A 25,907-nucleotide genomic window follows, 5' to 3' on the forward strand; every position below is an offset into this window, starting at 1 on the left:
CTGCGTGTTCGCAGAGGTAATTGACCCATTCTATTGCTATTAAAAATATTACAACAATTGTGCACCTGCCTGCTCTGCAAGATGTTACTCTAGTAACGTTTAACGGACGTACCGTTGCCAGGCCAACGACGGAAAAGGCCGTATATGCTCAATAAATATGGGGGTAATCTTACCGACAGCGAGGCCGCCGCCAAGGTCGCCCGTGTCGAGAAGATTTACCCCGTGGTGCGCCTGCTTTCTGCCGAACAGATTAATAACGAGCATAACTGCCTGTTCTTTGGCGATCAGTGCCCTTGCTTGCGTCAGGTTTGTCTCAAGGTGCTCGGGGGTTCCGATGAAGTGTCTGAGCGACTGACGGGCGACGGTATCGAATACTGTGCTTCCGCGCGTCCCGTGACGGTTGAAGGCGAGCGACGCGTTTTACTTGTGGCACGCCCGGTCAATGAGCAAGAGGTGGCAGATGAGGAGGCGGCCTACACCGATGTGGTGACGGGCGTTCGCAATCGTCGCTACTTTGATGAAAGACTCCGCACGCACCATGTATCCGGTGGCGTGGCGATCGTTGACCTCGATGATTTTAAGATGGTCAACGACGCTTATGGCCATCGTGCCGGCGATTTGGTGCTTGGCGTCGTCGCGGCCGTTATACGCGATAACATTCACTCGACCGATCTGCTTGTGCGCTATGATTGCGACGAGTTTGTGGTCGTCATGCCCGATATTGCCCCCGATGATTTTGCTCGCCGCTTGCGCCATGTGTCGGAGGCCATTCGCTCTGCTGTTGTACCGGGGAATGAGGAGATCGACCTATCGGCCTGTGCGAGCGGCGTTCGTGTGAGCGGTGAGACGATCGAGGAAGGCGTGCATCGCGCAGCCACTCTCTCGAATCGTGCGAAGATCAGACGCGGCACGGTTGTGACGGATGCCGATGCAAGCGAGACGATCAGGAGCCAAAAGCCCCTGGTGCTGATTGCCGACGATTCCAAAGTGAGCCGGTCCATCCTCGGTGAGATGCTCAAGGACGACTATCGCATTCTAGAAGCCGATAGCGGTCGCGCCACGCTCGATGCGGTTGACCGTTATGGTGGCGACCTGTCCCTCGTGCTGCTCGATATTGTCATGTCGGACATGAGCGGCTGTGAGGTGCTGGCCGAGCTTTCGCGTCAGGCAGCCCTCGATAGCCTACCTGTTATTATGATCTCGAGCGAAGATACCGACGACGTGGTGTTACGTGCTTACGATTTGGGCGCCTCGGACTATATCAGTCGCCCGTTCGATGACCGCATTGTGCGTCGTCGCGTCAACAATATTATTCGACTGTATGCCAAACAGCGTCGTCTGACGAGTCTGCTGTCGCAGCAGTACAATGCGCGCGTCAATAACAGCCGTATACTCGTCGACATCATGGCGAGCGTCATGGAAGTCCGTAATGGCGAAAGCGGCAGGCATGTCACGCATATCGAGAAGTTGACTGAGCTGCTGCTTGGCGACTTGGCGCGACGGAGCGACAAGTACTCTCTTGGCAACGAGGAGCGTTCTTCGATTGCGTTGGCGTCGGCGCTGAACGATATCGGCAAGATGTCGATCGACGATGCGATTCTCAACAAGCCCGGACGTCTGACGCCCGAAGAGTTTGAAATAATGAAGACGCATACTACCATTGGCGCCGACATGCTGCACAATCTGGGCAGAAACCATGAAGGAAGTGCCCTTTTGGACTATGCGTACCAAATCGCCCGCTGGCATCATGAACGTTGGGATGGTACGGGCTATCCTGACGGTCTTAAGGGCGACGATATCCCCATTGCCGCTCAGGTGGTCTCGGTGGCCGATGTGTACGATGCGTTGACGAGCGTGCGTGTGTACAAGGACGCCATTTCGCAAGAAGAGGCGATTCGGATGATTCTGGACGGTGAGTGCGGCGCTTTCAATCCGCTGCTTATCGAGTGTCTGCTCGAAGTGCGCGATCGCATTGCCGAGACGCTGGAGCGTCCTGCGGACGTTGTCGCGTTCCCTTCGGTTTAGCTAGGCAAAGGGAAGCCCCGTCGGACCATGTGGCCGGCGGGGCTTCCTTATCTGTTGTGCGGTTCGCGAACTAGCGGGCCTGCTTTACCTTGGCCGCCGCCTCGACAAACGACTTCCACAGGTTAAAGTCGGTCTCGAGCGTCTGCCAGGTGTACTCGGGATGCCATTGCACGCCCAGGCAGAAAGGCTGGCCTTCGACTTCGATGCACTCGGGAACGCCGTCGGTTGCCTTGGCGACCAAGCGCGTGCTCTTACCCAGACGCTCGACGCAGCAGTGGTGTGCGGAGTTGGTCTGGATAAGCCTGTGCCCGCCAACCGCGCGCTCCAGAAGCGAGCCCGGCACGACCTCGACGGGATGCACGGGGTCGTTGAGCACGTGGGTATGGCGCCACTGCGTGCGGCCCTCGCGCGCGCCCAGGCTCGGTACGTCCATGCACAGGGTGCCGCCGGTGGCGACATTGAGCAGCTGCGTGCCGCGGCAGGTGGTAAAGAGCGGCTTTTTGGCGCGGAGCACCTCGTCGACCAGCTTAAACTCAAAGCTATCGCGGATCTCGCAGCAGAGGGTGGGGTCGTAGGGTCGATCATCGCCCCAACGTTTGGGATTGACATCGGGGCCGCCGGGAATGGCGATGCCGTCGGCGATATCGACGTAATGACGGATAACATCAATGTCCTCGGTGATGGACATCTGCAGCGGCAGGCCGCCGGCGGCAAGGATGGCATCGACAAAGACACTGGCGATTTCCTCGTTGGGGGAGAGCGTCTCGCTTAAAAACGGCTTTGCCTCTTCCCAACGCGGCGCCACCAGGATGAGCGGGCGGTCGGCGGGGGCAACGTCGACGTGCGGGGTATAGGACGAGGAAGTACGTGTTCCGATCATGGGTGCTGCTTTCGAATCTGAAGGTGACAGGGCGCATGAGAGACGTGGGACAACACTTTCAATGGATTTGTCCCACGGGGTTGCTGGTTAGTGGCCCTTGATGGAGTTGAGGAAGTCCTGGGCGCGCTTGGTCTGGGGGTGGTCGAAGAACTCGTCGGGCGTGCCGGTTTCCACGATTTGGCCGTCGGCCATAAACACGACGCGGTCGGCCACGCGGCGGGCAAAGTTCATCTCGTGCGTAATGACGATCATCGTCATGCCCTGCTGGGCCAGACGGACCATGACCTCGAGCACCTCGTTGATCATCTCGGGGTCAAGGGCGCTCGTGGGCTCATCAAAAAGCATGGCCTTGGGTTGCATGGCAAGCGAGCGGGCGATGGCTACGCGCTGCTGCTGGCCGCCCGAGAGCTGTGCGGGCACCTTATCGGCCTGCTCGGCCACGCCCACGCGGCCCAGCAGGTCCATGGCGCGCTCGCGGGCCTCGTCCTTGGAGACGCCCAGCACGTCGACCGGTCCCAGCATGACGTTCTGCAGCACGGTCATATGTGCGAACAGGTTGAACTGCTGAAACACCATGCCCAGCTCGGCACGCATACGGGCAAGGTCCTTGCCTTCCTGCGGCAGGGGCTCGCCCTCGATGAGGATCTCGCCCGAGTCGATGGTTTCCAAGCGGTTGATGGTTCGGCACATGGTCGACTTGCCCGAGCCCGAGGGGCCGATCACGACGACGACCTCGCCGCGGTCGACTGAGAGATTGATGTCGTTGAGGACGTGCAGATCGCCATAGTGCTTATCGACGTGCTTGAGCTCGATCAGCGGCTGATTGCCGGTGGAAGAGGTGCTCTGTGCCATGGTGCTCGGCTCCTTATGACTGGAAATGGTAAAGCGTTAGCGGATGATGGTCGCGCCGGTCTTGTGCGAAACGTAGACAGCGGCCTTGTTGATCGCGACGTTGATGAGGATGTAGATGACCGCGATTACCAGGTAGACCGACACGAGGGCGTCGTAGTTGGTAATGAGCACGCGGGCATTTTGCATGAGGTCGGGGTAGCTCACCACGTAAGCGACGGTGGTGTCTTTGACTACGACCACAAGCTGCGAAATCAACGACGGAATGATAAACCGAATCGCCTGCGGCAGCACGATTTTAAAGGTGATTTTAGCTTTGGAGAGACCGAGCGCTTGGGCTGCCTCGACCTGCCCGCGCGGCACGGCGTTGACGCCCGCGCGAAAGATCTCGGCCAGCACACCGGCTGCAGCGAGCGCGACGGGGAGCGTGAGCATCCAAAACGACGGCAGCGCAATTTTGTACTGAGGCAGCACCAAAAAGAAGAAGTAGATGAACAGCAGGCTCGGTACGCCGCGGAAGAAATCGGTGAGCACGCGGCAGACCAGCTGCAGCGGTTTAATGTCGCTGGTGCGGCCGAGCATAAGGGCTAGGCCCAACACCAGCGCGATGGTGCCAGCGGTGAGTGCGACTTTAACGGTGCCCTCAAAGCCGGCAAGCAGGAACTTCCAGGTGGTGAGGTGCGTAAAGAAATACCAATAGTGAACCGAAAGCTGACCGGTCACATAAAAGCGCTGCAACACGAGGACGGCGAGCGCGGCGACGGCAACAAGCGAGATAGCGGTGCCGATGCGAATCTTGGCGCGCATCTTGGGGCCGGGAGCCTCGTAGAGCGCATCGCGCATGGTGAGCGCAGAAGAGGAGTGCTTGCTCATCGGAGGATCCTCACCTTCTTATCGATGTAGTTGCCAATGTGGCTCACCACAAAGGCCGTGCCCAGGTAGCCGAGCGCCGAGATAAAGAACGCGGCGACGCCGCCGAGCGAGCGCGTGTTGATGTAGCTCACCACGCCGGTGAGCTCCTGCGGTTGAAGCGGTACCTGGCTGCCGAGTGCGGTGGTGAGCATGACGGCGATAAAGAGGTTGGTCATGGGCAGCACGCTCGAGCGCAGCGCTTGTGGAATCACGATCTTGGCGAGGATGCGGCTGAAGCTCATGCCGAGCGAGCGCGCGGCTTCCACCTGGCCGACGCCGACGGTGTTGATGCCGCTCATAAAGTTCTCGGAGCCAAAGGCCGAGCCCAAAAGGACCGTGGCGACGATAACGCAGGTGCGGTAGGGCAGGACGACCTTGAGCGGCGGCAGCGCATAGACGACGATGATAAGCAGCGCGATGCCGGGGATGTTACGGAAGACCTGAACATACAGGTCGCCAAAAATGCGCAGCGGCTTGAGCGGCGACACGCGCATCACGGTGACAGCGACGGCCAGCACCATGGCGATGGCAAACGACTCAAGCGTCATGCCCCAGGTTGCTAGCAGCGCGTCGATATAGTTCTGGCCATAGAGCGACCAGAGCTCGGAGAGACTCATGCGGACCTCCCGCCGATAAGGAAAGGGGCTCCCGTGTGTACGGAAGCCCCGACAACTCAGTGTGGAAACAGTTTAGCGCAATAAAGCGCATCGTGCGTTTCCGTATGGTTTCGTAGCGGCCGTTACTGGGCTCGCTGTCTAGGCGCCGATTTCGGGCAGCTCGGGAACGTTGGTGTCGCCCGTGCGATCGCCGATGCAGATCTGCCACAGCTCGGTCCAGGTGCCATCGTCCTCGATCTTCTTAAGGAAGTCGTTGACAAAGGCGACGCCGTCGGAATCGAGCGGCAGGCCGATGCCGTAGGGCTCTTTGCTGCCGAAGGGCTTGCCGGCGATCTTGTACTTACCGGGCTCGCGGACCAGGGCGCTCTGCTGCATGTTGTTGTCGATGACGTAGGCGTCAACGCGGCCCTGCTGAAGTGCCTGACGGGCCTCCTCGTCGGTCTTGAACTCCTGCTGGCTGGCCTTGGGGGCGAACTCCTCCAGGATGGCGGGGCCGTTGGAGCCGGACTGGACGGCGACGTTCTTGTCGGCCAGGTCGTCGACGCTCTTGATGTCGTCGTTGTCGGCGAGCACCAGGATGGCCTGCTGGGTGTAGTAGTAGGGGCCGGCAAAGGAGACAAGCTTCTTGCGCTCATCGGTAATAGTGTAGGTGGCAAAGACGGCATCGACCTGGCCGTTCTGCAGGACGGACTCACGCGTGTCCGAGGTCACCTGGGTGATCTCGACCTTGTTCTCGCCCAGAATGTAGTTGGACAGGAGCTGCGCGATACCGGCGTCGAAGCCACGGGTCTTGCCGTCCTTCTCGTTGAGGAGGGAGAAGAGCGTGGAGGTCTGAACGCCACCGATCTTAAAGACGCCGGCGTCCTTGACGGCCGTGGCCCAGGTGCTGGCGGCGATGGCGTCGTCATCGGCCTTGGGGCCGTTGTCGACGAGCTTGTCGAATGCCTTGGCATCGAGCGTGGTGGAAGCCTCGGTGTCCTCGGGGCTCTTGGAGGAGCCGGCGGCGGAACCCTTGTCGGCCTCGGCGCTGGTGTCGGAGCAGCCGGCAAGACCAAGGCCGGCGACGGTTGCAAAGGTGGCGGCGATGAAGCCGCGACGGTCGAAAACGACCTGCTGGGAGAGGTTCTTGCTCATGGTAGAACACCTTTCTCAATAAAATCCCTAGCGGTTGAATAGAGTTATACCCTATCGCGCTCAAATGGGTCAACACGAAATAACTCAGAAACATACTTACCTTATGGGTAATTCTACCTACCAAAAAGGGACAGGTTTATTTTGGCAGGTTTTATCTGGGCAAACGTCGATTATTACAGCTGAGATAGCGTTTTGCGGACAGCATGGTCGCTCGCGGCGGTCGCTATAATGGCGGCAACGCGACATATATAAGTAAGGAGATCGCGTATGAACGGTTATTCGTTTTTCGCGCCGACCATGACTTAAAACTACCACAAAGGGGACGGGCACCTTTGTGGTGATTCTTGCAGATGTGGCGGCCTGCCTCGCTGTTTTGTCTCAATCTGTAACATCTGCAGCCATTTTTGCCGAGTAACTGTTACAGATTGAGATTTTCTCTTTAGGGGGACTTGAGTGTCTCGATCTGTAACATCTGGACGGACAAAAGGTCTCTATCTGTTACAGATTGAGACAAACAACAGGGGCAAAGACGGTTTGTCTAGATCTGTAACAATTGGGCGAGGATTTGTCCTCTAGGTGTTACAGATCGAGACAATTGAGTTGGGAAAATAAAAACCTCCGCAGGGGTGCTTCCCTTGCGGAGGTTTTTCTACTCGTTCAGCAGGCGTACTGCTTCAGCGGCCATATTCTCAATCGTCATGCCGTTCTGAGCAAGCAACTCGTTGGGATCGTAGCGGTCGGGAAAGCCCTTGGCGATGCCAAAGGTGCGCGTGCGCACGGGCGTGCAGGACAAGTAGCACGCGACGCGCTCGCCCCAGCCACCGTCCAAGATGCCGTCCTCGAGGGTGACGACAACGCGATGCTCGGCGGCAAGGCCATCGAGAGACTCGCGGTCAAGCTCGGTTGCAAAGCGCGGGTTGACGAGCGTGGCCTCTATGCCGTATTCGGCAGCCAAGCGGTTTGTCACGCGCTCGCCCAGCTCAAAGAAATCGCCAAGCGCGAGCACGGCAACGTCGCGGCCCTGACGCACCACGTCGTAGCGAACAGCGCTGTAGTCGGTGTCCTCGTCGGGCGCCAAATCGGGGCGGCTAACCAGGCCAATGCCCGGAACGCGGATCGCCACGGGATGCTCGCGGTGGTCGAGCGACCAGCTCAGCATGGACAGGTATTCCTCCATGCAGGCCGGTGCCAGATAGCGCATGTTGGGAAGTCCGCCCAGCATGGATATATCAAAGAACGAGAGGTGCGTCTCGGATGTGGAGCCAAAGATCGACGCGCCAAACACCAGGATGGTTGCGGGGGTGTCGTTGAGGCACAGGTCGTGCCACAGCTCGTCGTAGGCGCGCTGCAAAAACGTGCCGTACACACCAAAGACTGGCTTGGCGCCCGAGCGCGCAAGCGCGGTGGCAAAGGTCACGGCGTGCTCCTCGGCAATGCCCACATCGACGAACTGTTTGCCGGCGGCAGCGCGAAGCTCGGGTGTAAAGCCCATGATGTAGGGCGTGGCGGCCGTGATGCCCACGACCTGTGGATCGCGCTCGATGGCGGCGCTGAGCGCCTCACCCGTAATGTCGGCATAGGTGCGCGGCGCAGGCTCGCTCGGATGGCCCGGGCAGAGCTTGCGCCCGGTTGCCATGTCAAACGGACCCACATGGTGCCAGCGCTCGGGGTCGCTCTGGGCTGGCTCAAAGCCCTTGCCCTTGGCGGTGGAGACGTGCAGCACGATGGGATGATCGATATTGCGCAGTTCCTGCAGCGCGTCGACGAGGGCTAACACATCGTTACCGGTGTCCAGATAGCGGTAGTCGAGCCCCATCGCGCGGAAAACATTGCGCTCACAGGCGCCGTTGCTGGCGCGCAGTTCGGCCAGATTGCGATACAGGCCGCCATGGTTTTCGGCGATGGACTGGTCGTTATCGTTGACGATGATGATCAAGTTGCTGTCGAGCTCGGCGGCGTTGTTAAAGCCCTCAAACGCCAGGCCGCCCGAAAGCGAACCGTCGCCAATGATGGTAATGACGTTGTACGCGTCACCCGCCAGGTCGCGCGCGTGGGCAAGGCCGCAGCCCAGGCTCACCGACGTGGAGGTATGGCCCATGGCAAACAGGTCGTGCTCGGACTCGTCGGGATTGGCAAAGCCAGAAGCCTCACCATAACGCTCCGGATCGATATAGGTGTACGCGCGCCCCGTCAGCGCCTTGTGGGCGTAGGTCTGGTGCGAAACGTCAAAGACAATCTTGTCGATGGGGGAGTTAAACACGCGATGAAGCGCAACCGTAAGCTCAACGACGCCCAGGTTGGGGGCAACGTGCCCACCGACGGCGGCGGAGCTTTCGAGGATTGCCTGGCGGATCTCGCCGCAGAGCAGCGGAAGCTCGGCGCGGTCGAGAGCCTTGACGTCCTCGGGCGTTGTCGTTTGCGTAAGCAGCATCGTTGTGGGTTACTCCATGCGAATCGAGCGCCGGCGTTCCCTCGGCCGGCACAATTGCACAAAACAGTCTCGCACATTTTGGCGTTTGATATGTGACGGCGGCGCGGTAATTCGCCAACTGGTGGGGCAAAACGTTTTGTCCGATGCCATACTGGTAGATTCGATGATGATTTATTCAATGCGTGCAGGCTGTGGCTTGTCGCCGTGTGTCGCTGGAAGGAGGCAGCATGTCCGATGTCGTTCGTGCCGAGAAAATCGCGCACGAGGTCGACTATGCCGCCCGTCAGCTCGCCCAGGCGGGCCGCTTGGACCTGACGCGCGAGTTTATCCAGCATGGCGATGTGACGGTCTATGCACATGTGACTTCGGTAGCGCGGGCGAGCCTATCCTTTGCCGAGTGCTTGGGCCGTGTCGGTATCTCGGTCGACCGCGCCTCGTTGCTGCGCGGAGCCCTGCTGCACGATTACTTTCTCTACGATTGGCACGATCCCGATCCGAGCCATCGCCTGCACGGATTTCGGCATCCGTTTTTTGCCCTGGCGCGTGCGGAGGAAGATTTTGAGCTGACGTCGCGCGAGCGGAATATTATCGTGCGGCATATGTTTCCGCTGGTGCCGGTGCCGCCGACGTGTCGTGAGGCATGGATTGTGTGCCTGGCGGATAAATGGTGTGCTCTGCGCGAGACGATCGCCGGCCGTCTGCCGCGCAAGGCCGAGGCAGACGATGGCGTGAGTAAAGAATCGAGTGAAAAGAGGAGAGGATAGACGGTGGGGACCGCGATCGACATGGCATTTGACGGCGCGACGCTTGCCGCCTGTCCGCTCTCGGCGCTGGTGCTCTCGTTTGCCTTCTACGGGTTTTGCGGTTGGGCATGGGAGTCGACAGTCTGCGCCATGCTCAACCAAGGACGCTTTGCCAACAGCGGATTCTTGCTGGGGCCGTGTTGCCCTATCTATGGTGTGGGCGGCATAGCCTGCTGGCTTTTGCTGCGCGGGATTCCGGATGCCTCGAGCCAATTTGTCGCCGCGGCGCTTGTGTGCAGCGTAATCGAGTACAGTGTGGGCCTTCTATTGGAAAAGACAACAGGCGCACGCTTTTGGGACTACTCGCACCTGCCGTTTAACTTGCACGGACGTATCTGCCTGTACTGGGCCTGCGCGTTTGGCCTGGGCGCGTTGTGCATTTGTCGTTTAGTGGAGCCGGCATTGCTGGGACTGCTTGGCCATCTGCCGGTGCTGATTGTGCGGCTGTCCGCCTTTATCGTCGCGGTCGCGATGATGGTTGACGCAGCGTGCTCGTTGGCCAGTTGGCGTCGCCTGTCCGATCAGCTGGAGCGTGTGCGCGCCGACCTTGCCGACCGCATCAATGAGTCACTTGCCGATGCCTCGGACTCCATGCTCGAACGTATTCCCGATTCGGCGATCGACTCGGTGGCACAGACGCATATCCGCAGTCGCGCCGTTAACGCGTGGCTGGCCGAGCTGGGCGACGCGGCGCTCGATGCCCTTCGTGAGAAGGCTTCGATGCCGACGTTTATCTCGGATGGTGCTCGCGGCCTGGCGCTTGCCGCCCGCCGCGTGGCCGATGCCGCGCCGAGCATGCCGCGTCCGTCGCTCAGTCGTCGCCTTGCCGGTAAGCGCATGAGCCGTCCGGTGCCGAGTGTGTCGCTCAGCCGTCGCGACCTGCGCTTCTTCAATGCTTTCCCGCGCTTGCGCATCAATCGCTACGAGGGCGTCATTCGAGCAACTAATCTCCGCGACCGCGCCCACGAGCTGTTTCGGCGCTAGCCGGGACGGGCACGCTCACGGCTCCCTTGCTCGCGTATTTCCCATTCGTTTCGCGCCCGTTGCCGTGCCGTTTCCAAGATTGCGGCACCGTTTCCATTCGACAACGCAGCGTTTAACAACGCCGTATCTGGTCTACACCAGTTGCCCCTCGGCCGCATTATGGGCGCCGACAACGTTCATGCGATCAAGGGGGAGCGAATGTACGATACGGGAGCGACAACGTTTATGCTCATCTGCACCATGCTCGTGTTTTTAATGACACCGGGTCTGGCGTTTTTCTATGGCGGCCTGTCCAGGCGCAAAAATGTCATCAACACCATGCTTATGTGCTTTGGCGCCATTGGTCTGGTTGGTGTGCTGTGGATTGTCGCCGGCTGGTCGCTGGCCTACGGCGGAGACGGCTCGAGCCCGTTTATTGGAGGCCTTGACCAGCTGCTGTGCTTGCCGGTGCTCAACCAGGTGCTGCAGGCGGCCGAGGGCAATGCTGCGGACGGTGCCGTCTACCCTCAAATCATCAACATCGCCTTCCAAATGGCGTTTGCCATGATCACGGCTGCTGTCGTCACGGGCAGCCTGGCCGGCCGCGTTAAGTTTGGTGCCATGACGGCCTTCCTGGGCATTTGGCTGCTCGTGGTCTATGCGCCGCTCGCCCACATGGTCTGGGGCGGTGAGGGTTCCTTTATCGGCGACATCATCGGCGCGCTCGACTTTGCGGGCGGCGACGTGGTGCACATCTCGTCCGGTCTCACGGGCCTGATTCTCTGCTTAATGCTCGGCCGTCGTCGCGGCTTTGGCATGGTGAGCTACCGCCCGCATAACGTGCCGTTTGTGGCGCTGGGCGCCGGTCTGCTTTGGTTTGGCTGGTTTGGCTTTAACGGCGGCAGCGAGTTTAAGGCCGACGCCGTGGCCGCGCTCGCCATCCTCAACACCGTGACGGCCAGCGCGGCGGGCATGGTCTCGTGGCTTGCCCTTGAGCGCGTGCATACCGGTCGCCCCACGCTGGTGGGTGCCAGCACCGGTCTGGTTGCGGGCCTTGTGGTGGTCACGCCGGGTGCGGGCTTTGTCGAGCCGTGGGCAGCGCTGGTCATGGGCCTGATCGTATCGCCTGTCTGCTACCTGGCCATTAGCCATCTCAAGACCAAGTTTGGCTACGACGATGCGCTCGACGCGTTTGGCTGCCACGGCATCGGCGGCATCTTGGGCGGCGTGCTCACGGGCCTGTTCTGCGTGCCGGAGCTCTCGTGGACCGGTAAGGGCGGCCTGTTCTACACGGGCGACGTGTCGCTGCTCATCTCGCAGATCTTGGGCATTGTGGTGACAGTCGCTATTGTGCTGGTGCTCGATTTGGTGATCGCCGCGGTGGTCAAGGCGCTGTTCCATGGCGGCCTGCGCGTGGACGAGGCAGACGAGGCGCTGGGCCTGGATGCGAGTCAGCACGGCGAGAGCGCGTATCCTTCGTTCTCTGGGCTCGATTAGCAGCTTCCCCAAGCACCGCACCTTGCCGTTCAATCGTCGCGCGGCTTTCCCAGGCACCCGACCTTGCCCCTCAAACCGTCGCTTGCGTACCGAAGTACGCGGCGCTCCTCTTTCGGGGCAATCTCGGGCACCTGGAAAACCCGTGCCACATGAATGAGCGGTTCATTTCTTTATTAAAGAAAAGAGAGGAATTCACTATGAAGAAAATTACGGCGATTGTTCGTGCCGAGAAGCTTGAGGTTCTTAAAGATGCGCTGTTTGCTGCTGATGTTCGTGGTATGACCATCAACCAGGTGCAGGGCTGCGGTGCGCAACATGGCTGGAAGGAATACGTGCGCGGCAACGAGTTGCTTGTCAACACGATCCCTAAGGTGCAGTTCACCCTCATCTGCGCCGATGAACATGTCGACGGAATTGTCGACATCATCTGCAACGCCGCCCGCACCGGCGCCGTCGGCGACGGCAAGATCTGGGTAGAGCCGGTCGAGGAAGTTATCCGCATCCGCACCGGCGAACACGGCCCCGCCGCGGTGTAGAATCGACCGCCTGACGGGTGTGCCTCTCTTGGGGCGCGCCCGTTCTCGTCTACAATATCGTGCAGACGAAGGAGAGGCATGCCCATGATCAAGATGTTTGCGAGTGACTTAGACGGAACGCTGCTGAACGCCCTGCACGAGGCAGATGGGACCATCCGCCGTGCCATTCGCGAGCTGACTGAGGCTGGCCTGCATGTGGTTCCCGCGACCGGGCGCTCGACGTTGCCGATCGGCGAACATGGCTTTACAGGTCTGGCACTCGACGCCTGCTGCTCCAACGGATCCATCGTGCGCAACAGCCATGGCGAGGTGCTCAAGACCTGGACCATCGACCCACGGGTCACCGAGGAGCTGCTCAAGGCGTTCCCGGACATCTGTTTTGACTGCTCCACGCCCGATGGCATGTTCTCGAGCGGATCGTTCGAGATGCATCAGGCGGGCTTTAAAAAGGACAGTCCTATCAAGCGCATCGTGATGCGCGGCATGCGTGCACGTGGGGGGTATCACGAGGAGCAATATTTCGACCAGTCGATCGGTGACATCCTGCGCCATGACGTATGCAAGATCAATTGTCGCGTGACCTCGCCCGAGCTGGAGCGCGACCTTAAGGCGTATTTGGCCGGGCGCTCGGACCGCGTGGTCAACGCGCCGTTCGATCCGGTGATGTTTGAGATCACGGACGTGGCGTGTAACAAGGGCGAGAGTGTGGCCTGGCTGGCGGGCTACTACGGCATTGCCGAGGACGAGGTCGCGGTTTACGGCGACGGCGGCAACGACATCGCCATGCTCAAGCGTTTCCGCCACAGCTACGCGACCAAAAACGGCAGCGATGCCGCCAAGGCCGCCGCGATCGCGACCATCGGCAGCTGTATGGCCCATGCCGTCCCCAAACACATGCTCGCCACCATGCGCAAGCAAAACTCCCGCACCATCATCGAATAATGTGACAAAGGGACTGTCACTTTGTCACATTCCGGGGTTCTCGACTAGCCAATGCTCGTAGGCGCGTTGCATGAGCTCGGCCTTGTCGGCTTTTTTGCGGCAGCCCTTTTGCTCCTCAACGGCCAGTCCATAAGCACCACTCTGCTCAAAAGCGCTGGTATCCCAAGCGCCGTGTTCAATGCGCGACCATACGGCATCGATGAGTTGTTCGAGCTCGGCAATGTCGTCGGCGTTGGCGGTTGTCGCGAACGGCGGGCGGAGCTCGCCCGTTGTCTTGTCGGGCTCGACATAGTAGTCGCCCATGGAAGTGACGGTGTAGCCATAAAACTCGGGTGATGCTTCGACCAGCAGTTTGTAAAACTTGAGCTGACGTTGGTAGCCTGCAGGGACTTCTTTGCCAAAGCCAGTCTTGTAGTCAACGATCTGTACCGTTTTAGCTGCATCGTCAACGAGGAGCAGGTCGAGAAAACCAAAGAGCGGAGTTCCTTCGGTGGTCAGGCACTGCATATTCGCCTCCGTGACGCAGCGATAGCCATGCACATGCTCGACAAGCCAGGGGACGAATGCACGACAAATGCGTTCGAAGCGCTCCGAATAGCGATGGACGTCCTCGGGGGCAAAATCGAGCCACGAAATCTGCTGGCGATACTCGGCCTCAATTGTCTCAATCGCCGCCTCGCCATCGGCTGCCATTCTATTAACGATCTCCTCGAACATCGCGTGAACGATGGTGCCGAATTCGGTTTGGATCGTGGGCGCCGTGGGCAGGCGCACAATCTGCTTCTCAGGGAAGTGCTGGCTATTTGCGCATCCAGGCTCGTACGCCACAAAGTTGTTGAGCGCTGTGGCAGAAAGAAACTTCACGTCGGTATGAGGTTCCAGAAGCGCGCGGAGCTCGGGCGTATCGAGCACGTAGTTGTCGCGCCACTCGGTTTCGATTGCAACGCTGAGCTGGTCTGCCTCAGCAGAAATTTCGCAAGAGTCGATAAGCCCCGTGAGCTCCTGCAGCGCCGACCCGCCGGCGCGGTACAGCTCGAGGTGTCGCTTAGCGCGCGTGATGGCGACGAACAGCAGGCGACGCGCGTCGTCATCATCCTTTTCATCGCGAATAAGCAGGTTGGATGGGTACAAACTCATGCCGCCGGCGCCTTTGTGCCAAGTGGAGTCGTCGGCATCGAGCAGGTAGACGCAGTCGAACTCCAGGCCCTTAGAGCTATGGGCGCTGGTGAGGCGAACAGCTCCCGGCGCGCCGAGGTTGATTGATGCGTCGATACTCACGCCAAACTTTTGAGCGGCGTCGAGTTTGTCGACAATATCGGGCAGGCGAAGCGTGCGTCCCATGCGGCGCGCGTCGCCCATTTCACCCTCGGCAAAGGCGAGTAGGGCGCGGATGCCGGCATTGAATTCGGCGGCACCCAGCGGATCCTGTTTTTTATGATCCTGATAATAGCCAAGGCTGTGTTCGACAATCTTAAAGAGCAACGCTCTGACCGGGGAGGCGCCGGCCTCGGCCGCCCACTGCATAAGGTCGTCGTGCAGCTCTTTGACGCGGGCGATATTGCTCTCGCGCATGGCGGCCATCCAGTCGCCATGCTGGTCTCGCTTGGCGCTGAGCGCAAACGTCACGGACGATGGATGGTCGCCGCCCAGCTCGGTGGCACAGATGATCTGCGGAAGATAGCTGCTGGCGAGCTCCTTCTTCCCGCGAGTAAGCGCGGCAACGCAGCGCAGCAGCGCCAGCGTCGTCTGCATGCGCTCGGAGGCAAAGAGATTTTGCCGTTCACGATAGGAAAACGGCACGTTCTCCTTAACGAGGAAGGGGATAAGCGAACGCAGTGCGGCGTGTTTGGCAGAGATGACTGCAATTCCTTCATTGGGATCTTCGCAGTCATTGAGGTAGCCGGACTCAAGCCGCTGCTTAATGCTCGCAGCGACAGCGGCGTATTCTTCGGCTTTGCCGCTGAAGACGTTCTCACTAAAGTTGACCTGGTCACCTTGGGGCCTAAACGCCACGATCGATTTGTTCGAGCTGGCGTCGAGGCGATATTCAATTTGCCGTGCGATAGCTTGACCAAGCTCAACGATGGCGGGCGTGGAGCGATAGTTGGTCTTGAGCACGATGCTCCGGGGCGAGAACTCGGCCGCAAACTGGTTGGCGCATTCGATCGTGGCGCCCTGAAAACGCATGATGGCTTGATCGTCATCGCCAACGGCCATGATATTGGGCGCATCAACGCCGTCGCAGAGCAGCTCGATGATGCGCATCTGGGCACCATTGGTGTCCTGGAACTCGTCAACTTGGATATAGGTATAGGTGTCCTGGAGCACTTGGCGCAACGCGTCGTTGTGCTCGACGGCGTTAACGAAGTCGCCGATCATGTCGTCGTAATCGTAGAGATGGTGTTGGTCGAGCTCGCTCTGGTAGCGACGCGCGACGTCGCAAGCGGTCTTGAGTCGCTCGCTCTGCTCCGCAATCTTAAACGTGCGCCCCTGAGAGTTGCTGCCTCCAAAGAAGGTATCGCGCACCTTGGTGTATCCCGAGGATTTGCCCTTCTCATCGATGAGCTCGGTGCGGCGAACGGTGTCGCGCAACTCAAGAATGTACGGCACGTACGTGCCGGCGGGACAGTCAATCGGGCGGGTGAGCGATGTGGGTGCCATGGCGCAGACACGCTCGACCTCTTCCTCAAAGCGTTCGGCTAACACGGCGCTTGCCCTTCCACAGACGAGCGTAAGCAGCTCGGAATGTTCGGTGAGCCAGGCAGCGGCGTCGATATTCTGCTGCGCGATGGCGCTCAGCGTGTCGTAGTCCAGGCCACTGCGTTTGATTTTGGAGACAAAGCCGATCATCTTACCGATGTTTTGTGCAGGCATATCAGGTGACCCTCCGCCTAACGGAGAACCAAAGGGCAGCGATTTGAGCAGCCGATCAAAAATCTCTTGCTGGTGCAGGCTGGTAACAAGCGTGTCGGTCGAAGGGCGCATGAAGCACTCGGGATAGCGCGACCTGATGCTGCTTGCAAATCCGTGGAACGTGCTGACTTCGATGCCGTAGGCGTCGCGGCCGATGAGCTCAATCAGGCGCTTGCGCATGGCCTCCGCGCCCGCCTCGGTATAGGTGAGGCAGAGGATGTTGCTAGGGGCGGCGTCGCGTTTGGCCAAGATGTTCGCCGCGCGCAGGCTCAGCAGCTGCGTCTTGCCGGTGCCGGGGCCGGCAATGACGAGCAACGGACCATCTAGGCATTCGACGGCCTCGCGCTGTTCGGGATTCAGGCGCTCGAACGATACGTTAAAGTTGGGGGTCATGTTCATGGCAGTATTACCTGTCTTCCTGGTAGAGCGCACGCGTGCTATCGAGATAGTCAAGATACGTATCGATGGCACTTTGAGGTTGAACGATCTTAATGAAGGTGCTGAGTTGCAGCAGCCAGCCAAAGAACTGCGGAGACAGCGGGGCTTTGACGGTAGCCAACAGGCGCCCATCCTGGTTCTCAAACACAACGGCGTCGAGCCCGAACTTGTCGATGAGCGGGTTCATTGCGCGGTCATCGAGTTCCAGCACCACGGTGGTCTTGTCGGCCGCATAGACTCCAAACGACGGCGAAACGTGATCTTCGAGCACATAGCCCGCGATACGCGGGTCTTTGGTCGCGGGTTCTTCGGACACCGCAACATCGAGCATGCGGTCGACGCGGTAGGGCGTGAACGGCTGATGACCCGAGCCGGCATTAGCCCATTTATCTCTAAAGCCAATCATGTAATAGAGTTCGTCGGAGTAGATAAGGCGCACGGGTGTGAGCTCGTAGACCTTTCCGTCATGATTAAGGGCCTTTTGCTTGGCGGCGTCGTAGTGGAAGTAATGGAAGCGGATCTTGCGTTTTTCGCGCATAGCCTGCTGAATCAAGTCGATGTTGAGCAGGGCATCAGAGTTTTGCATCTTCACGCGCGAAGGCACATCGACGCGCTTGTGCATCAGCTCGCGTTCGCCCAGGCTGGCGAGGCTCTGCAGCTTGCCGATGAGGTGGTCGGTCAACTCATCGGTCAAAAACGGCGAACTCTGAACGGCGTCAACAAGCATGATGAGCTCTTGCAGGTCGAGCGGGCGTGAGACCAGCGCCCATTCCTTGCCACCGCGCTGGTTGATGTTGAGCCCAAAGTCGCGAAGCGTTTGCAGGTCGCGATAGATGGCCTTTCGCTCTGCCTCAAGGTCGTGATAGGCGAGCTCCTCGATAATCTGCTGCGTTGTGAGCCCGTGCGTGCTGTCGGTCTTTTCCATCAAGGTTTTAAGCAGGAACAGAAGCCTGAGCTTTTGATTTGGTCTGTTCGCCACGTTGTCTCCTTTCGCCGGCAGGGTACCAACCGGAGATACAAAACAAGACCCGTTATTGGGACTCATTGTAGTCCGCGCGACCGTAGTATTCGCAGCAATAAGAGCTCGAATAGGGCGAAAGGTGGTTAAACGGAAATCGGCGGTTTGGCTGGATGGTGTGACATGCGCTCTATTGGCTTGGGGCCGGTTCCGGTTTACAAGGATCAGAACAGGAGAAATGCGATGGCAGACATCAAAGTCTTTGCCGAGAATCTTGAGGACTCAACCAAGGAGCAGATCGAGGAGATTTCCAGCTGCCCGGCGTTTGAAGGTGCCAAGATCCGCATCATGCCCGATGCCCATAGGGGCAAGGGCTGCGTGATTGGCTTTACGGCAAACTTGGGCGACAAGGTGATTCCCAACCTGGTGGGGGTCGACATCGGATGCGGGATGTATTGTGTGCCGCTTGCGGAGACCATTGCGCGCGATGACCTCATTCAGTTCAATCGCGATGTGAAGCGCGCGGTGCCCACGGGCTTTTGCCTTCATCGCGATCCTGCCTGCGCACTCGCGGACTTTGACATGGGGTCGTGTGATTGGCTTCAGGACAAGCGCAAGGTTGAGCGCTCCATGGGCACGCTGGGCGGCGGCAATCACTTCATTGAACTCGACGAGGACGAGGATGGGTGCCAATATCTGGTCGTGCACACCGGCTCGCGCAACATGGGCAAGCAGACGGCGGAGCATCATCAGGCGCTGGCGCAGAAGACGTGCACGGCAGATATCCCCGACGAGCTTAAGTATCTCGTGGGAGATCTTTCTGCCGAGTATCTCGTCGATATGCATAACTGCCAGCGCTTCTCGAATCAGAACCGCAAGGCGATTGTCGCACAGATTGTTGAGCGTACGGGGATTCGACTCGACGGAGACGGCTTTACCACCATGCACAACTATATCTCGGAAGGCGGCATGATTCGCAAGGGCGCCATTAGCGCTCATGCGGGCGAGATGGTACTGATTCCGTTCAATATGCGCGACGGTGCCGTTATTGCACGCGGCAAGGGAAACGAGGACTGGAACTGCTCGGCGCCGCACGGGACGGGTCGCGCGATGAGCCGCGCCAAAGCGTTCCAAACGCTCGACACCAGGTCGTTCGTTAACGAGATGTGCGATGCCGGCATCTACTGTCCGAGTGCATGCGAGACGACGCTCGATGAGTCGCCCGAAGCGTATAAGCCTGCGGATGATGTACTGAGACTCATGGACCCGACGGTTGATGTTATTCACCGACTCAAGCCGATTTGGAATTTTAAGGCTACTGGTAAGCGTGGTAGGCGTTAGGAGGGTTGCGATGACGCTAAAGATTGACTCCAGGGACGACCGAATTGGCCGTTCTGTGAGTTTGGGCGAGATGATGGGCCTATCAGGCGTGATGCCGCCGACAAATGCGAGCCAGCGTGGTTGGATTCGTGAAGAACGGGGCGATGACGGCTTTGACATAAGCCGTTTCCATGATCGACTGACTTCCGAGCTTGATCATGTCATGGAAACATCGGTGTTCGAGGTCCTGCAGGTATTGAAGACTGGTACGCCTGTTGACGACATCCTGGGCGGCGGTATTGGACTCGGCAAGCTTAGCGTGATTGGCGGCGCGCATGAAGACGTTTCGAACGTACTGGCGCATGCGGTTTTATGCCTGAGCGAGCAGTGCACTGTGCTTTACGTGCCGATGCGGGAGCGTGAAGAGGATGCGGTCGCCCGGCTGATTCGAGCCGAGATGGGGGCCAAGGTGCCGAAAGATCTTGAGGAACAACAGGTTGAAACGGTCCGCGCAACGATGCGGATCAAGCAGCGCAGCCTGGGCATCTTTGTCGAAGATAACATGACCATAGACCTTTTAACGAGTTGGCTGCTCGGCGACCAGGCGTGGAATAGGGCGGTGCTAGAGGACGTCGTAGTCGTAATCGACGGACTCGAAATGCTCGACGACAACCGCCCGATAAATGCAATCCTGCGCGACCTGCGCAACATGCTCAGCCCGACATCCGCCATTCTGGCAGGCTGTTTCGCGGTGGAGGACCGAGAAGATGGCGCGGAATTCGCCGAGACACACTGCAATACGGACGTCTTGGTCCACATGAGCTCCGATGGCGTGGAGCCTTCCTGCGCACGAGTCTTCGGTTGAGGTCATAACCAATAACAACTGCACGGCTAGCAGCGCGTTTGCCAGCAGAAAGTGACCGTTCAACAGCCAAAAAGATGCTTCTAAGTGGGCCAGGAATTACCATAATAATTAAAGTGTTGTGACCTATCAGCACCATGACTGAACAGCTCTGGGAAGGAGTTCGCATGAGTCGTCAAGAGATAGTTTTTAATCCGGTGACGAAAGAGGACGATGGAGTGAAGCGAACTGCCAATCCATATTTATTTGACTTGGACCAGAACGGCTTCCCAGTGTTTAGCGATAAGAATATTAGATTTGTTCAGGCCATGATCGAGCATAACTCGTCTTATGACATAGCAGACGAAAAATTTGTTGGCAAAATGTATCGCGACGTTCTTGGCGGCGATGAGGATGCTATTAAACAGGCTGTTTACTACACCAATAAAGTGAACTCAACACACTTAGCGGTGCTGGGAAAGAGATATAGCGATGCAGTCAAAGCTGGCGAAATCAAGAACGTTATCCCAGAAATTGATATTCCTCAACTTGAGGAAAAATACAACGAGAGTTCTGAAAAGGGAAATAGTTCTAATAGTCGGAAGTCTAAATGGTTGTTGACCGGTGGCGCAGCGCTGACTGCCCGCGGAATTATTGAAAACAAAATGAAACTAATCGAAGCCCTGAAGAGCGACCCGAATGGTGGAGGCGAGGGCGGAGACGCCGAGGCGGTTCATCTTATCGCTCGATATGCTCAGAATTATTTGCGTGATGAGGGCCTTACCGACTTTAAGAAAAACAATGTTTCATTTGCATCGAAATTCTGTCATCACACATGTATAAAAGGCAGGCTTGGGGATAGATATTGTATCTACGATTCCGTTGTCGGGGAGGTTCTTCCTTATTATATTTGGGCCTATTCCGATCGGACTGATATCGAAAAAATGAGCTATTCAAAGCTGAAAAAGTTGATTTCGGATTATGTCAATGACGATTCGCCTTCGGGTTACCGGAATTACCGTGAGCTGTATAGAAGTGTATGCGATGGCATTAACCTCTGGCGAGGCGAGCATTCGAATGAGTTTTCGTATGAGTCTCCGTCAGATTCCTCTCTGACGATCAAAACGGTTGAAGATAGCATTGGCTTTCAGGAGGTTGATAGGCTTATTTGGTATTACTTCAAGGGTCGCCGTCTTGACGATGCCAAGAAGAAAATGAAGAAAATCGTCAAATAAGTTCAACGTTCGATTGATTAATGGGAAAGACGCCGCTTAAGCGCGATATTAAGTACTGGCTTGGGCAGGTTTAAGGTATGGCCATTATTAATCAAGCTGTTTGGATATTCTTACTAGAGCCGTGCCTGGACTGGGTGCGGCTCTTCTCGTAACAATGAGGGTTGGAGCACCGCTTGAAGAGCGCGAACAAAACCAGTTATTGAGGGTCGCTATAGTCCATCTCTGGTGTCCGTCAGCGTGCGCGATGCCGATATATATCCAGCCAAATCGGCTCTTCCTCTTTGCTGCTGGCGCACTCTTCTAGCAGGTTATCTATCTGATTCGGTTCAATCGCTTGCAAGAACGCGTATTCCTCTGGTAAAGGTTGCGTTGCTTTTCTCGCCCTAAACACGGGCGACAGCATCAAGTTCGTATACGCCCATCCGGCAAAGCAGCTGCCGTAGGGGATAGAGCCGCATCTGATCTGCCCATCGCCATCGGGATACAGACAGTCCAATTTCGAGTTTGCTACCAGGCAATAGCAAGGTCCCGGCGCCCATGGCCTGCAGTCGATTTCAAGAATATCGCCCTTTTTGTACGGCGTGGGCAAGTCAACGTACGCTCCTTTGAACCATGGCCCAAAGATTCCACCCACAATGCAGTCGAGCACCTCGCCACATTCGCCCTCTTCTTCCCTGCAGATGTATTGGATTTCTCCGGAGGTGTTTGCGTAGTAAGTGTAGTCCGGTTGCAGAAAGCCATCGTATGGATATGAACAGCTCGGGTCGTTGGCAAGGTTGAACAGCTCGATCATCCAGTATGAGGACGATAGATCTGTCATTCCGCTCCACTTGTCCGCGTATGTCTTCATTGCCGCGAGAGCAGCCGGCCATGATGCCACGGGGAAGGGGCCATGCGTGATGGCGGATCCCACTTTGCTATTGACGAAGCTAATTTCGCTGACAAGCAGCATTTTCTTGTTTCCGTCGACGGCCTTGAGCGCACCCAGGCAGTCATCGATGTAGTCGATACATCTCTCCGGACCGTACCAATCAAAAGTCTTGTCTGACGAGCCGCGCTCGGCAGCAACCAGCCTGCTGAGCATCTCCCGTTTGCGGTTGATTTCTATCGACGCGCCACCGATGATTTGCGTGTAATGATCACCACTCAGGAACTGCGGATTATGCAGCAAATGCTCTCGCAGCTCCGGAGAGTCGATCAAGTTGATTATTTCTTCGTGCACGATAGTCTCCGAGTTGTTGGTGCGACTTCTTGTGGATTCGGGCATGACGACCTTTATTCAAATAGCTGCGGGTACTTCTCCTTGAGCGGCGCCTGATCCTGACGCAGCTCTTCCAGGTTGCGCTTTGCCTTGGACTCCATCCTTATGGTGTCGATAAACGCGATGAGTGAGTCGACATACAGGTCGCCGCGCAGGTAGGCCTGGGCGGCGATTAAAATTCGCTGCTCGTCTTCGAGTGGTTTGCGATAGTACTCAAGATTCAGGTAAAGCGGGTCTGGCTCTCCGATGTAGAGGGGAAACGTCTCGTTGTAGGTAATCGAGCAGCCAGTGGCACGCATGTTGCTGATATCTCCTGCATGGCGATAGTGCTCGAGGCGCTGCTGCGCATGATCAAGCCATTCGTCAGAACGGTCTGCCTGACGAAGCTCCGCCTCAAGCTTTGTCCGGTCCCACGTGGGCAGATCGAACAGCGTGAACGGCTCACGGGCACTGCCTTGCGGCGTCCAGACGATATCGCCGGTGTGGAACGGCGTGGGGATATCGACCCAGATGAACTCGAACGCGATCTCCCAATCGTTCTCAATGGGGCCGGCGGAAGGACAATAGACGGAAAGGGCCTCACCTTTACCGTTCACCATGAGCCAATCTTCCTGGCGATGTTCTTCGTCGGCATCGAGCGGGCACCGGGTGATGCGTACGCGTGCCTCTGGACGGCTCGCCAGTTCATCATCACTGCGCAACGCCTCGGCACATTTCTCATAACAGCTGAATGGCGCGCCGAAGGCCCCACAAAGTTGCCCGTCGGGCACAATCTCCTCTTCATATTGATAAACGTAGCCCGTCCCACTCGCAAACGCATCGACGCACCGCTTGTTGTAATCGATTGTCCAGCGCAAAAAAGTATGGAAATCGGGGATGGCCGGCCTTCCAAGACCGGCATGGGTTGCCTCCAGCGAACAATTGGGCATAGTTCGGGCGATCTCCTGCCAAGCTTCGCATTTCTGATCGAGCGTGGCGGTCTTCGAAAACCAAACCAGATAGGCGGCCTCAATGGTGTTGGGTTGAAAATTGATGCGGCGGAGATGCTCCCGAATGTCCCGGGAGTCCACAAAATCCAAGATGTCCATGGCTAGCTCCTCTTTGTTTCGAATCGCTCCGGCGGGGTTATCGCATCATCGAACAGCTCCGGATAGCGGATCTTGAGCCCGCCGTCTTCCCCTTCAAACCGCTCGGCTTTTTTCTTGACCAGCGCCTGCAGCTCGCAAAGACTTGATAGCGCAATTAGTGAGTCAAGACCCAGATTGCCGTCGAGATATGCCCGCACGCCGTACAGAATTCTCGCCTCCGGCTTGAGCGGGGTACGGCAGTATTCCATATCGAGAAGAAAACAACTCGGCTCTCCGATATAGACGGGGTACTCCAGGGGATATTCAATCTGACAGCCGTAGGCGTACATGTCGCTCGTATCGCCATTTTGCCGATGGTGCCTGAGCAGGTCGTCGGCCTTTTTTGCGGCGCATTCCCTGTAGGTGGAAGCCGGAAGCTCATCCATGACCCGCTGCGTGGTCCATGTCTGCATATTGAGAAGCAGCATGGGGTCGCCAGGGTCGCCGTGACAACAGATGATGTCGCCGGCGTGGAATGGCGTCGGGATGTCAAACCACATCAACTCAAAAGCGAAAGTGGGGTCTTCGCCCTCGCGTTCCATGTCGATGCAGCTCAGCTGGCAGTCCATAATTTCGCCTTTTGCGTTGAGCATGAGCCTGTCGGCGGCATAGTAGTTTTCGTCCGGATCGATCGGGCGGCGCGTTATTTCTATCGAGGTAGGATTTTCCTCCTCAAGCTCATTCCAGATTGCCTCGAAACATTTTTCGTAGCTGGTGTAGGGGCCATAATTGCACCCGCTCTCATGGGGACTTCCCGTCTTGTCCTCAAAGAAATACATGTGCTTGCCAGGCTGTTTGAACCGGGCGATTTTCTTGCGCTCCCATCTGATGACGTCGCGAAGAAAGACATGGAAGTTGGGGATATTGAACGTGCCGTGTCGCCTGCTCATCGCACAATTGGGCATGTTTTCGAGAATCTTTTGCCAGGCCTCAATCTTCTGTTGCAGCGTCTTCTCGTTCGAATGGTCGACGATGAACGCTGCCTCGGGCGTGGTGGGCTCGTAGCCGATGCCTTCCAAATGCTCTCTGATATCGGGCGAGTCGAGAAACTCGAGAATGTCCGAACGTATGGCGTTGACGCCGGCGCCGGCCGATGTGCGATATGGCTGCAAGCAGTCGTGTACGACCGATCCATCCGACCAATGTTTGCCACAGCCGGGGTCATCGTGCAGTTTTTTCGAGAGTTCGAGCATAAAGGAGCAATCATCGGGCAAGTCGCCGATATAGCGTTCGGCGGTGTAGAGCGCAGAGGGTGTGAAGTCGTCGAGGAAGCCGTCCGTGAAATCCCTCAAGCGGAGATTGCCTTCCTCAACGCCGTAGATTTTGCTCGGATAGGCGCACCAAACCTGGCCTTTGAACGAACTATCGTAGTCGTCTTCGAGCACGATGGCGAAACGAGGGCCGTGGTCGAAGGGCCGACCGTTGATCTTGATGATGTCGCCGGGGACCCAGGGGGTGTAAAAGACCTCACCATTGGCGCAGAAGTGCCTGCTATTGTTCCACGGCAAGTGATTGATGCTTTGATGCGGAGTCCGCTGATTCCGGCGGTCGCTCAAAAAGACCAAATCGCCAGCCATGGTTGCGGCGAATATCAGCGAGGCGTGAGCGCGTGGGCGGTCGTGTAAGTCTTCGGCGGTATAGAGCTTAATCTGCCAGAATGATTCGGACCAATCTTCATCGGGGTCGTCATCGACGTATTGCTTCATAAGGGCTTGAGCGGCATCCCAAGAGGCAACGGGGAAGGGGCCATCAAAGGTGTCGTGCCCGCGCTCGTCTTCACTGTAAAACACGCCGGAGACCAGCAAGATACCGAGGTCACGGTCAACGTTGTAAAGCATATCGAGTGCAGTGTCGAGTTGTTCGAGGCCGGAGTCGATCGTCTCGGCGTAATCCGATGAGACCTCTTTGCGAAGCTGCTCGAGCATGGTCCGTTTTTCGTCGAGCGTCTTGAGGGAGCCGCCGATGGTTTTACAGAGGGAGCCATCTGCCATTCCCATGTGTTTGAACATATGAGCACGCAGCTCATCGTCCTTGATGCAACTGCAAACGAGCTCCCTGCCGGCATCGGTGATCACGGTATCTGCTTGGCTGTCCATAGCAACCTCCAATTCGGTCGTTGCCGTTAGCATCCATCAGAGGCTGTGCTTTGTGATCCCATTAACGGGTCCCATCTGAATCTCGCGTCAAACATACTTTTGGAAACGCACTGGTACATGAGTGTGCGC

At 57.7% G+C, this 25,907-nt stretch carries 20 protein-coding genes; 9 read left to right on the forward strand and 11 right to left on the reverse strand.

Going from position 1 to position 25,907, the window contains the following annotated elements:
- Positions 1–144 precede the first annotated feature (144 nt).
- Complete coding sequence (locus tag ACTQX9_RS00925; RefSeq protein WP_441540244.1) at positions 145–2,025, forward strand: diguanylate cyclase; 1,881 nt, start codon at positions 145–147, stop codon at positions 2,023–2,025.
- 70 nt (positions 2,026–2,095) lie between these two features.
- On the opposite strand, the gene ACTQX9_RS00930 is transcribed toward ACTQX9_RS00925, so the two are convergent.
- The 6 genes from ACTQX9_RS00930 to ACTQX9_RS00955 all read right to left on the reverse strand — a co-directional run bounded on the left by ACTQX9_RS00930 (position 2,096) and on the right by ACTQX9_RS00955 (position 8,848).
- Positions 2,096–2,905 carry a gamma-glutamyl-gamma-aminobutyrate hydrolase family protein gene (locus ACTQX9_RS00930; protein ID WP_427728070.1) on the reverse strand — a complete coding sequence of 270 codons (810 nt, stop codon included), beginning with the start codon at positions 2,903–2,905 and terminating at the stop codon, positions 2,096–2,098.
- A gap of 87 nt (positions 2,906–2,992) precedes the next feature.
- Complete coding sequence (locus ACTQX9_RS00935; protein WP_117840240.1) at positions 2,993–3,757, reverse strand: amino acid ABC transporter ATP-binding protein; 765 nt, start codon at positions 3,755–3,757, stop codon at positions 2,993–2,995.
- Between the two features lie 36 nt (positions 3,758–3,793).
- Entirely contained in the window at positions 3,794–4,627 is an 834-nt protein-coding gene (locus tag ACTQX9_RS00940; protein WP_441540245.1) for an amino acid ABC transporter permease, read from the reverse strand.
- Positions 4,624–5,283 carry an amino acid ABC transporter permease gene (locus ACTQX9_RS00945; protein WP_154514877.1) on the reverse strand — a complete coding sequence of 220 codons (660 nt, stop codon included), beginning with the start codon at positions 5,281–5,283 and terminating at the stop codon, positions 4,624–4,626. The genes ACTQX9_RS00940 and ACTQX9_RS00945 overlap by 4 nt, the downstream gene beginning before the upstream one ends.
- A gap of 138 nt (positions 5,284–5,421) precedes the next feature.
- A complete protein-coding gene (locus ACTQX9_RS00950) occupies positions 5,422–6,417 on the reverse strand; it encodes a glutamate ABC transporter substrate-binding protein (RefSeq protein WP_154514875.1) in 996 nt (331 codons plus the stop codon).
- A gap of 649 nt (positions 6,418–7,066) precedes the next feature.
- On the reverse strand, positions 7,067–8,848 hold the full coding sequence (locus ACTQX9_RS00955; protein ID WP_441540246.1) for a 1-deoxy-D-xylulose-5-phosphate synthase: 1,782 nt from the start codon (positions 8,846–8,848) through the stop codon (positions 7,067–7,069).
- Between the two features lie 227 nt (positions 8,849–9,075).
- Here ACTQX9_RS00955 and ACTQX9_RS00960 point away from each other — a divergent pair, with 227 nt between their 5' ends.
- The 5 genes from ACTQX9_RS00960 (at position 9,076) to ACTQX9_RS00980 (ending at position 13,589) form a co-directional block, all read left to right on the forward strand.
- Complete coding sequence (locus ACTQX9_RS00960) at positions 9,076–9,612, forward strand: HD domain-containing protein (protein WP_441540247.1); 537 nt, start codon at positions 9,076–9,078, stop codon at positions 9,610–9,612.
- A gap of 3 nt (positions 9,613–9,615) precedes the next feature.
- Positions 9,616–10,635, forward strand: coding sequence for a putative ABC transporter permease (locus tag ACTQX9_RS00965; protein WP_441540248.1), 1,020 nt, complete (start codon positions 9,616–9,618; stop codon positions 10,633–10,635).
- Positions 10,636–10,833: 198 nt separating this feature from the next.
- Positions 10,834–12,111, forward strand: a complete 1,278-nt coding sequence (locus ACTQX9_RS00970) for an ammonium transporter (protein ID WP_441540249.1) — start codon at positions 10,834–10,836, stop codon at positions 12,109–12,111.
- A 197-nt stretch (positions 12,112–12,308) separates the two neighbouring features.
- The gene (locus ACTQX9_RS00975; RefSeq protein ID WP_117629936.1) at positions 12,309–12,647 is read left to right on the forward strand and encodes a P-II family nitrogen regulator; all 339 of its coding nucleotides are present in this window, start codon (positions 12,309–12,311) and stop codon (positions 12,645–12,647) included.
- Positions 12,648–12,731: 84 nt separating this feature from the next.
- Positions 12,732–13,589, forward strand: a complete 858-nt coding sequence (locus ACTQX9_RS00980; protein ID WP_441540250.1) for an HAD-IIB family hydrolase — start codon at positions 12,732–12,734, stop codon at positions 13,587–13,589.
- 24 nt (positions 13,590–13,613) lie between these two features.
- On the opposite strand, the gene ACTQX9_RS00985 is transcribed toward ACTQX9_RS00980, so the two are convergent.
- Positions 13,614–16,901, reverse strand: coding sequence for an ATP-dependent helicase (locus ACTQX9_RS00985; protein WP_441540251.1), 3,288 nt, complete (start codon positions 16,899–16,901; stop codon positions 13,614–13,616).
- A 7-nt stretch (positions 16,902–16,908) separates the two neighbouring features.
- Complete coding sequence (locus ACTQX9_RS00990) at positions 16,909–17,919, reverse strand: helix-turn-helix transcriptional regulator (protein WP_441540252.1); 1,011 nt, start codon at positions 17,917–17,919, stop codon at positions 16,909–16,911.
- Between the two features lie 222 nt (positions 17,920–18,141).
- Here ACTQX9_RS00990 and ACTQX9_RS00995 point away from each other — a divergent pair, with 222 nt between their 5' ends.
- The 3 genes from ACTQX9_RS00995 to ACTQX9_RS01005 all read left to right on the forward strand — a co-directional run bounded on the left by ACTQX9_RS00995 (position 18,142) and on the right by ACTQX9_RS01005 (position 21,294).
- Complete coding sequence (locus ACTQX9_RS00995; RefSeq protein ID WP_441540253.1) at positions 18,142–19,239, forward strand: RtcB family protein; 1,098 nt, start codon at positions 18,142–18,144, stop codon at positions 19,237–19,239.
- 10 nt (positions 19,240–19,249) lie between these two features.
- Positions 19,250–20,083: a hypothetical protein gene (locus ACTQX9_RS01000; protein ID WP_441056370.1), complete on the forward strand. Its 834-nt coding sequence runs from the start codon at positions 19,250–19,252 to the stop codon at positions 20,081–20,083.
- Between the two features lie 164 nt (positions 20,084–20,247).
- Positions 20,248–21,294, forward strand: coding sequence for a hypothetical protein (locus ACTQX9_RS01005; protein WP_441056371.1), 1,047 nt, complete (start codon positions 20,248–20,250; stop codon positions 21,292–21,294).
- Positions 21,295–21,526: 232 nt separating this feature from the next.
- Here the strand turns inward: ACTQX9_RS01005 and ACTQX9_RS01010 are convergent, their stop codons facing one another.
- The 3 genes from ACTQX9_RS01010 to ACTQX9_RS01020 are packed head-to-tail and all read right to left on the reverse strand — an operon-like array spanning position 21,527 to position 25,778.
- A complete protein-coding gene (locus ACTQX9_RS01010) occupies positions 21,527–22,561 on the reverse strand; it encodes a hypothetical protein (RefSeq protein WP_441540254.1) in 1,035 nt (344 codons plus the stop codon).
- A gap of 8 nt (positions 22,562–22,569) precedes the next feature.
- Positions 22,570–23,643: a hypothetical protein gene (locus ACTQX9_RS01015; protein ID WP_441540255.1), complete on the reverse strand. Its 1,074-nt coding sequence runs from the start codon at positions 23,641–23,643 to the stop codon at positions 22,570–22,572.
- 2 nt (positions 23,644–23,645) lie between these two features.
- The gene (locus ACTQX9_RS01020; protein ID WP_441540256.1) at positions 23,646–25,778 is read right to left on the reverse strand and encodes a hypothetical protein; all 2,133 of its coding nucleotides are present in this window, start codon (positions 25,776–25,778) and stop codon (positions 23,646–23,648) included.
- Positions 25,779–25,907: the final 129 nt, after the last annotated feature.

The sequence above is a fragment of the Collinsella sp. LCP19S3_F2 genome (assembly GCF_052121015.1).
Taxonomy (GTDB): domain Bacteria; phylum Actinomycetota; class Coriobacteriia; order Coriobacteriales; family Coriobacteriaceae; genus Collinsella.

Coding starts and splice junctions, on each gene's coding strand:
- ACTQX9_RS00925 (WP_441540244.1), top strand. CDS start 145: ATGCTCAATAAATATGGGGGTAATCTTACCGACAGCGAGGCCGCCGCC.
- ACTQX9_RS00930 (WP_427728070.1), bottom strand. CDS start 2,905: ATGATCGGAACACGTACTTCCTCGTCCTATACCCCGCACGTCGACGTT.
- ACTQX9_RS00935 (WP_117840240.1), bottom strand. CDS start 3,757: ATGGCACAGAGCACCTCTTCCACCGGCAATCAGCCGCTGATCGAGCTC.
- ACTQX9_RS00940 (WP_441540245.1), bottom strand. CDS start 4,627: ATGAGCAAGCACTCCTCTTCTGCGCTCACCATGCGCGATGCGCTCTAC.
- ACTQX9_RS00945 (WP_154514877.1), bottom strand. CDS start 5,283: ATGAGTCTCTCCGAGCTCTGGTCGCTCTATGGCCAGAACTATATCGAC.
- ACTQX9_RS00950 (WP_154514875.1), bottom strand. CDS start 6,417: ATGAGCAAGAACCTCTCCCAGCAGGTCGTTTTCGACCGTCGCGGCTTC.
- ACTQX9_RS00955 (WP_441540246.1), bottom strand. CDS start 8,848: ATGCTGCTTACGCAAACGACAACGCCCGAGGACGTCAAGGCTCTCGAC.
- ACTQX9_RS00960 (WP_441540247.1), top strand. CDS start 9,076: ATGTCCGATGTCGTTCGTGCCGAGAAAATCGCGCACGAGGTCGACTAT.
- ACTQX9_RS00970 (WP_441540249.1), top strand. CDS start 10,834: ATGTACGATACGGGAGCGACAACGTTTATGCTCATCTGCACCATGCTC.
- ACTQX9_RS00975 (WP_117629936.1), top strand. CDS start 12,309: ATGAAGAAAATTACGGCGATTGTTCGTGCCGAGAAGCTTGAGGTTCTT.
- ACTQX9_RS00980 (WP_441540250.1), top strand. CDS start 12,732: ATGATCAAGATGTTTGCGAGTGACTTAGACGGAACGCTGCTGAACGCC.
- ACTQX9_RS00985 (WP_441540251.1), bottom strand. CDS start 16,901: ATGAACATGACCCCCAACTTTAACGTATCGTTCGAGCGCCTGAATCCC.
- ACTQX9_RS00995 (WP_441540253.1), top strand. CDS start 18,142: ATGGCAGACATCAAAGTCTTTGCCGAGAATCTTGAGGACTCAACCAAG.
- ACTQX9_RS01000 (WP_441056370.1), top strand. CDS start 19,250: ATGACGCTAAAGATTGACTCCAGGGACGACCGAATTGGCCGTTCTGTG.
- ACTQX9_RS01005 (WP_441056371.1), top strand. CDS start 20,248: ATGAGTCGTCAAGAGATAGTTTTTAATCCGGTGACGAAAGAGGACGAT.
- ACTQX9_RS01010 (WP_441540254.1), bottom strand. CDS start 22,561: ATGCCCGAATCCACAAGAAGTCGCACCAACAACTCGGAGACTATCGTG.
- ACTQX9_RS01015 (WP_441540255.1), bottom strand. CDS start 23,643: ATGGACATCTTGGATTTTGTGGACTCCCGGGACATTCGGGAGCATCTC.
- ACTQX9_RS01020 (WP_441540256.1), bottom strand. CDS start 25,778: ATGGACAGCCAAGCAGATACCGTGATCACCGATGCCGGCAGGGAGCTC.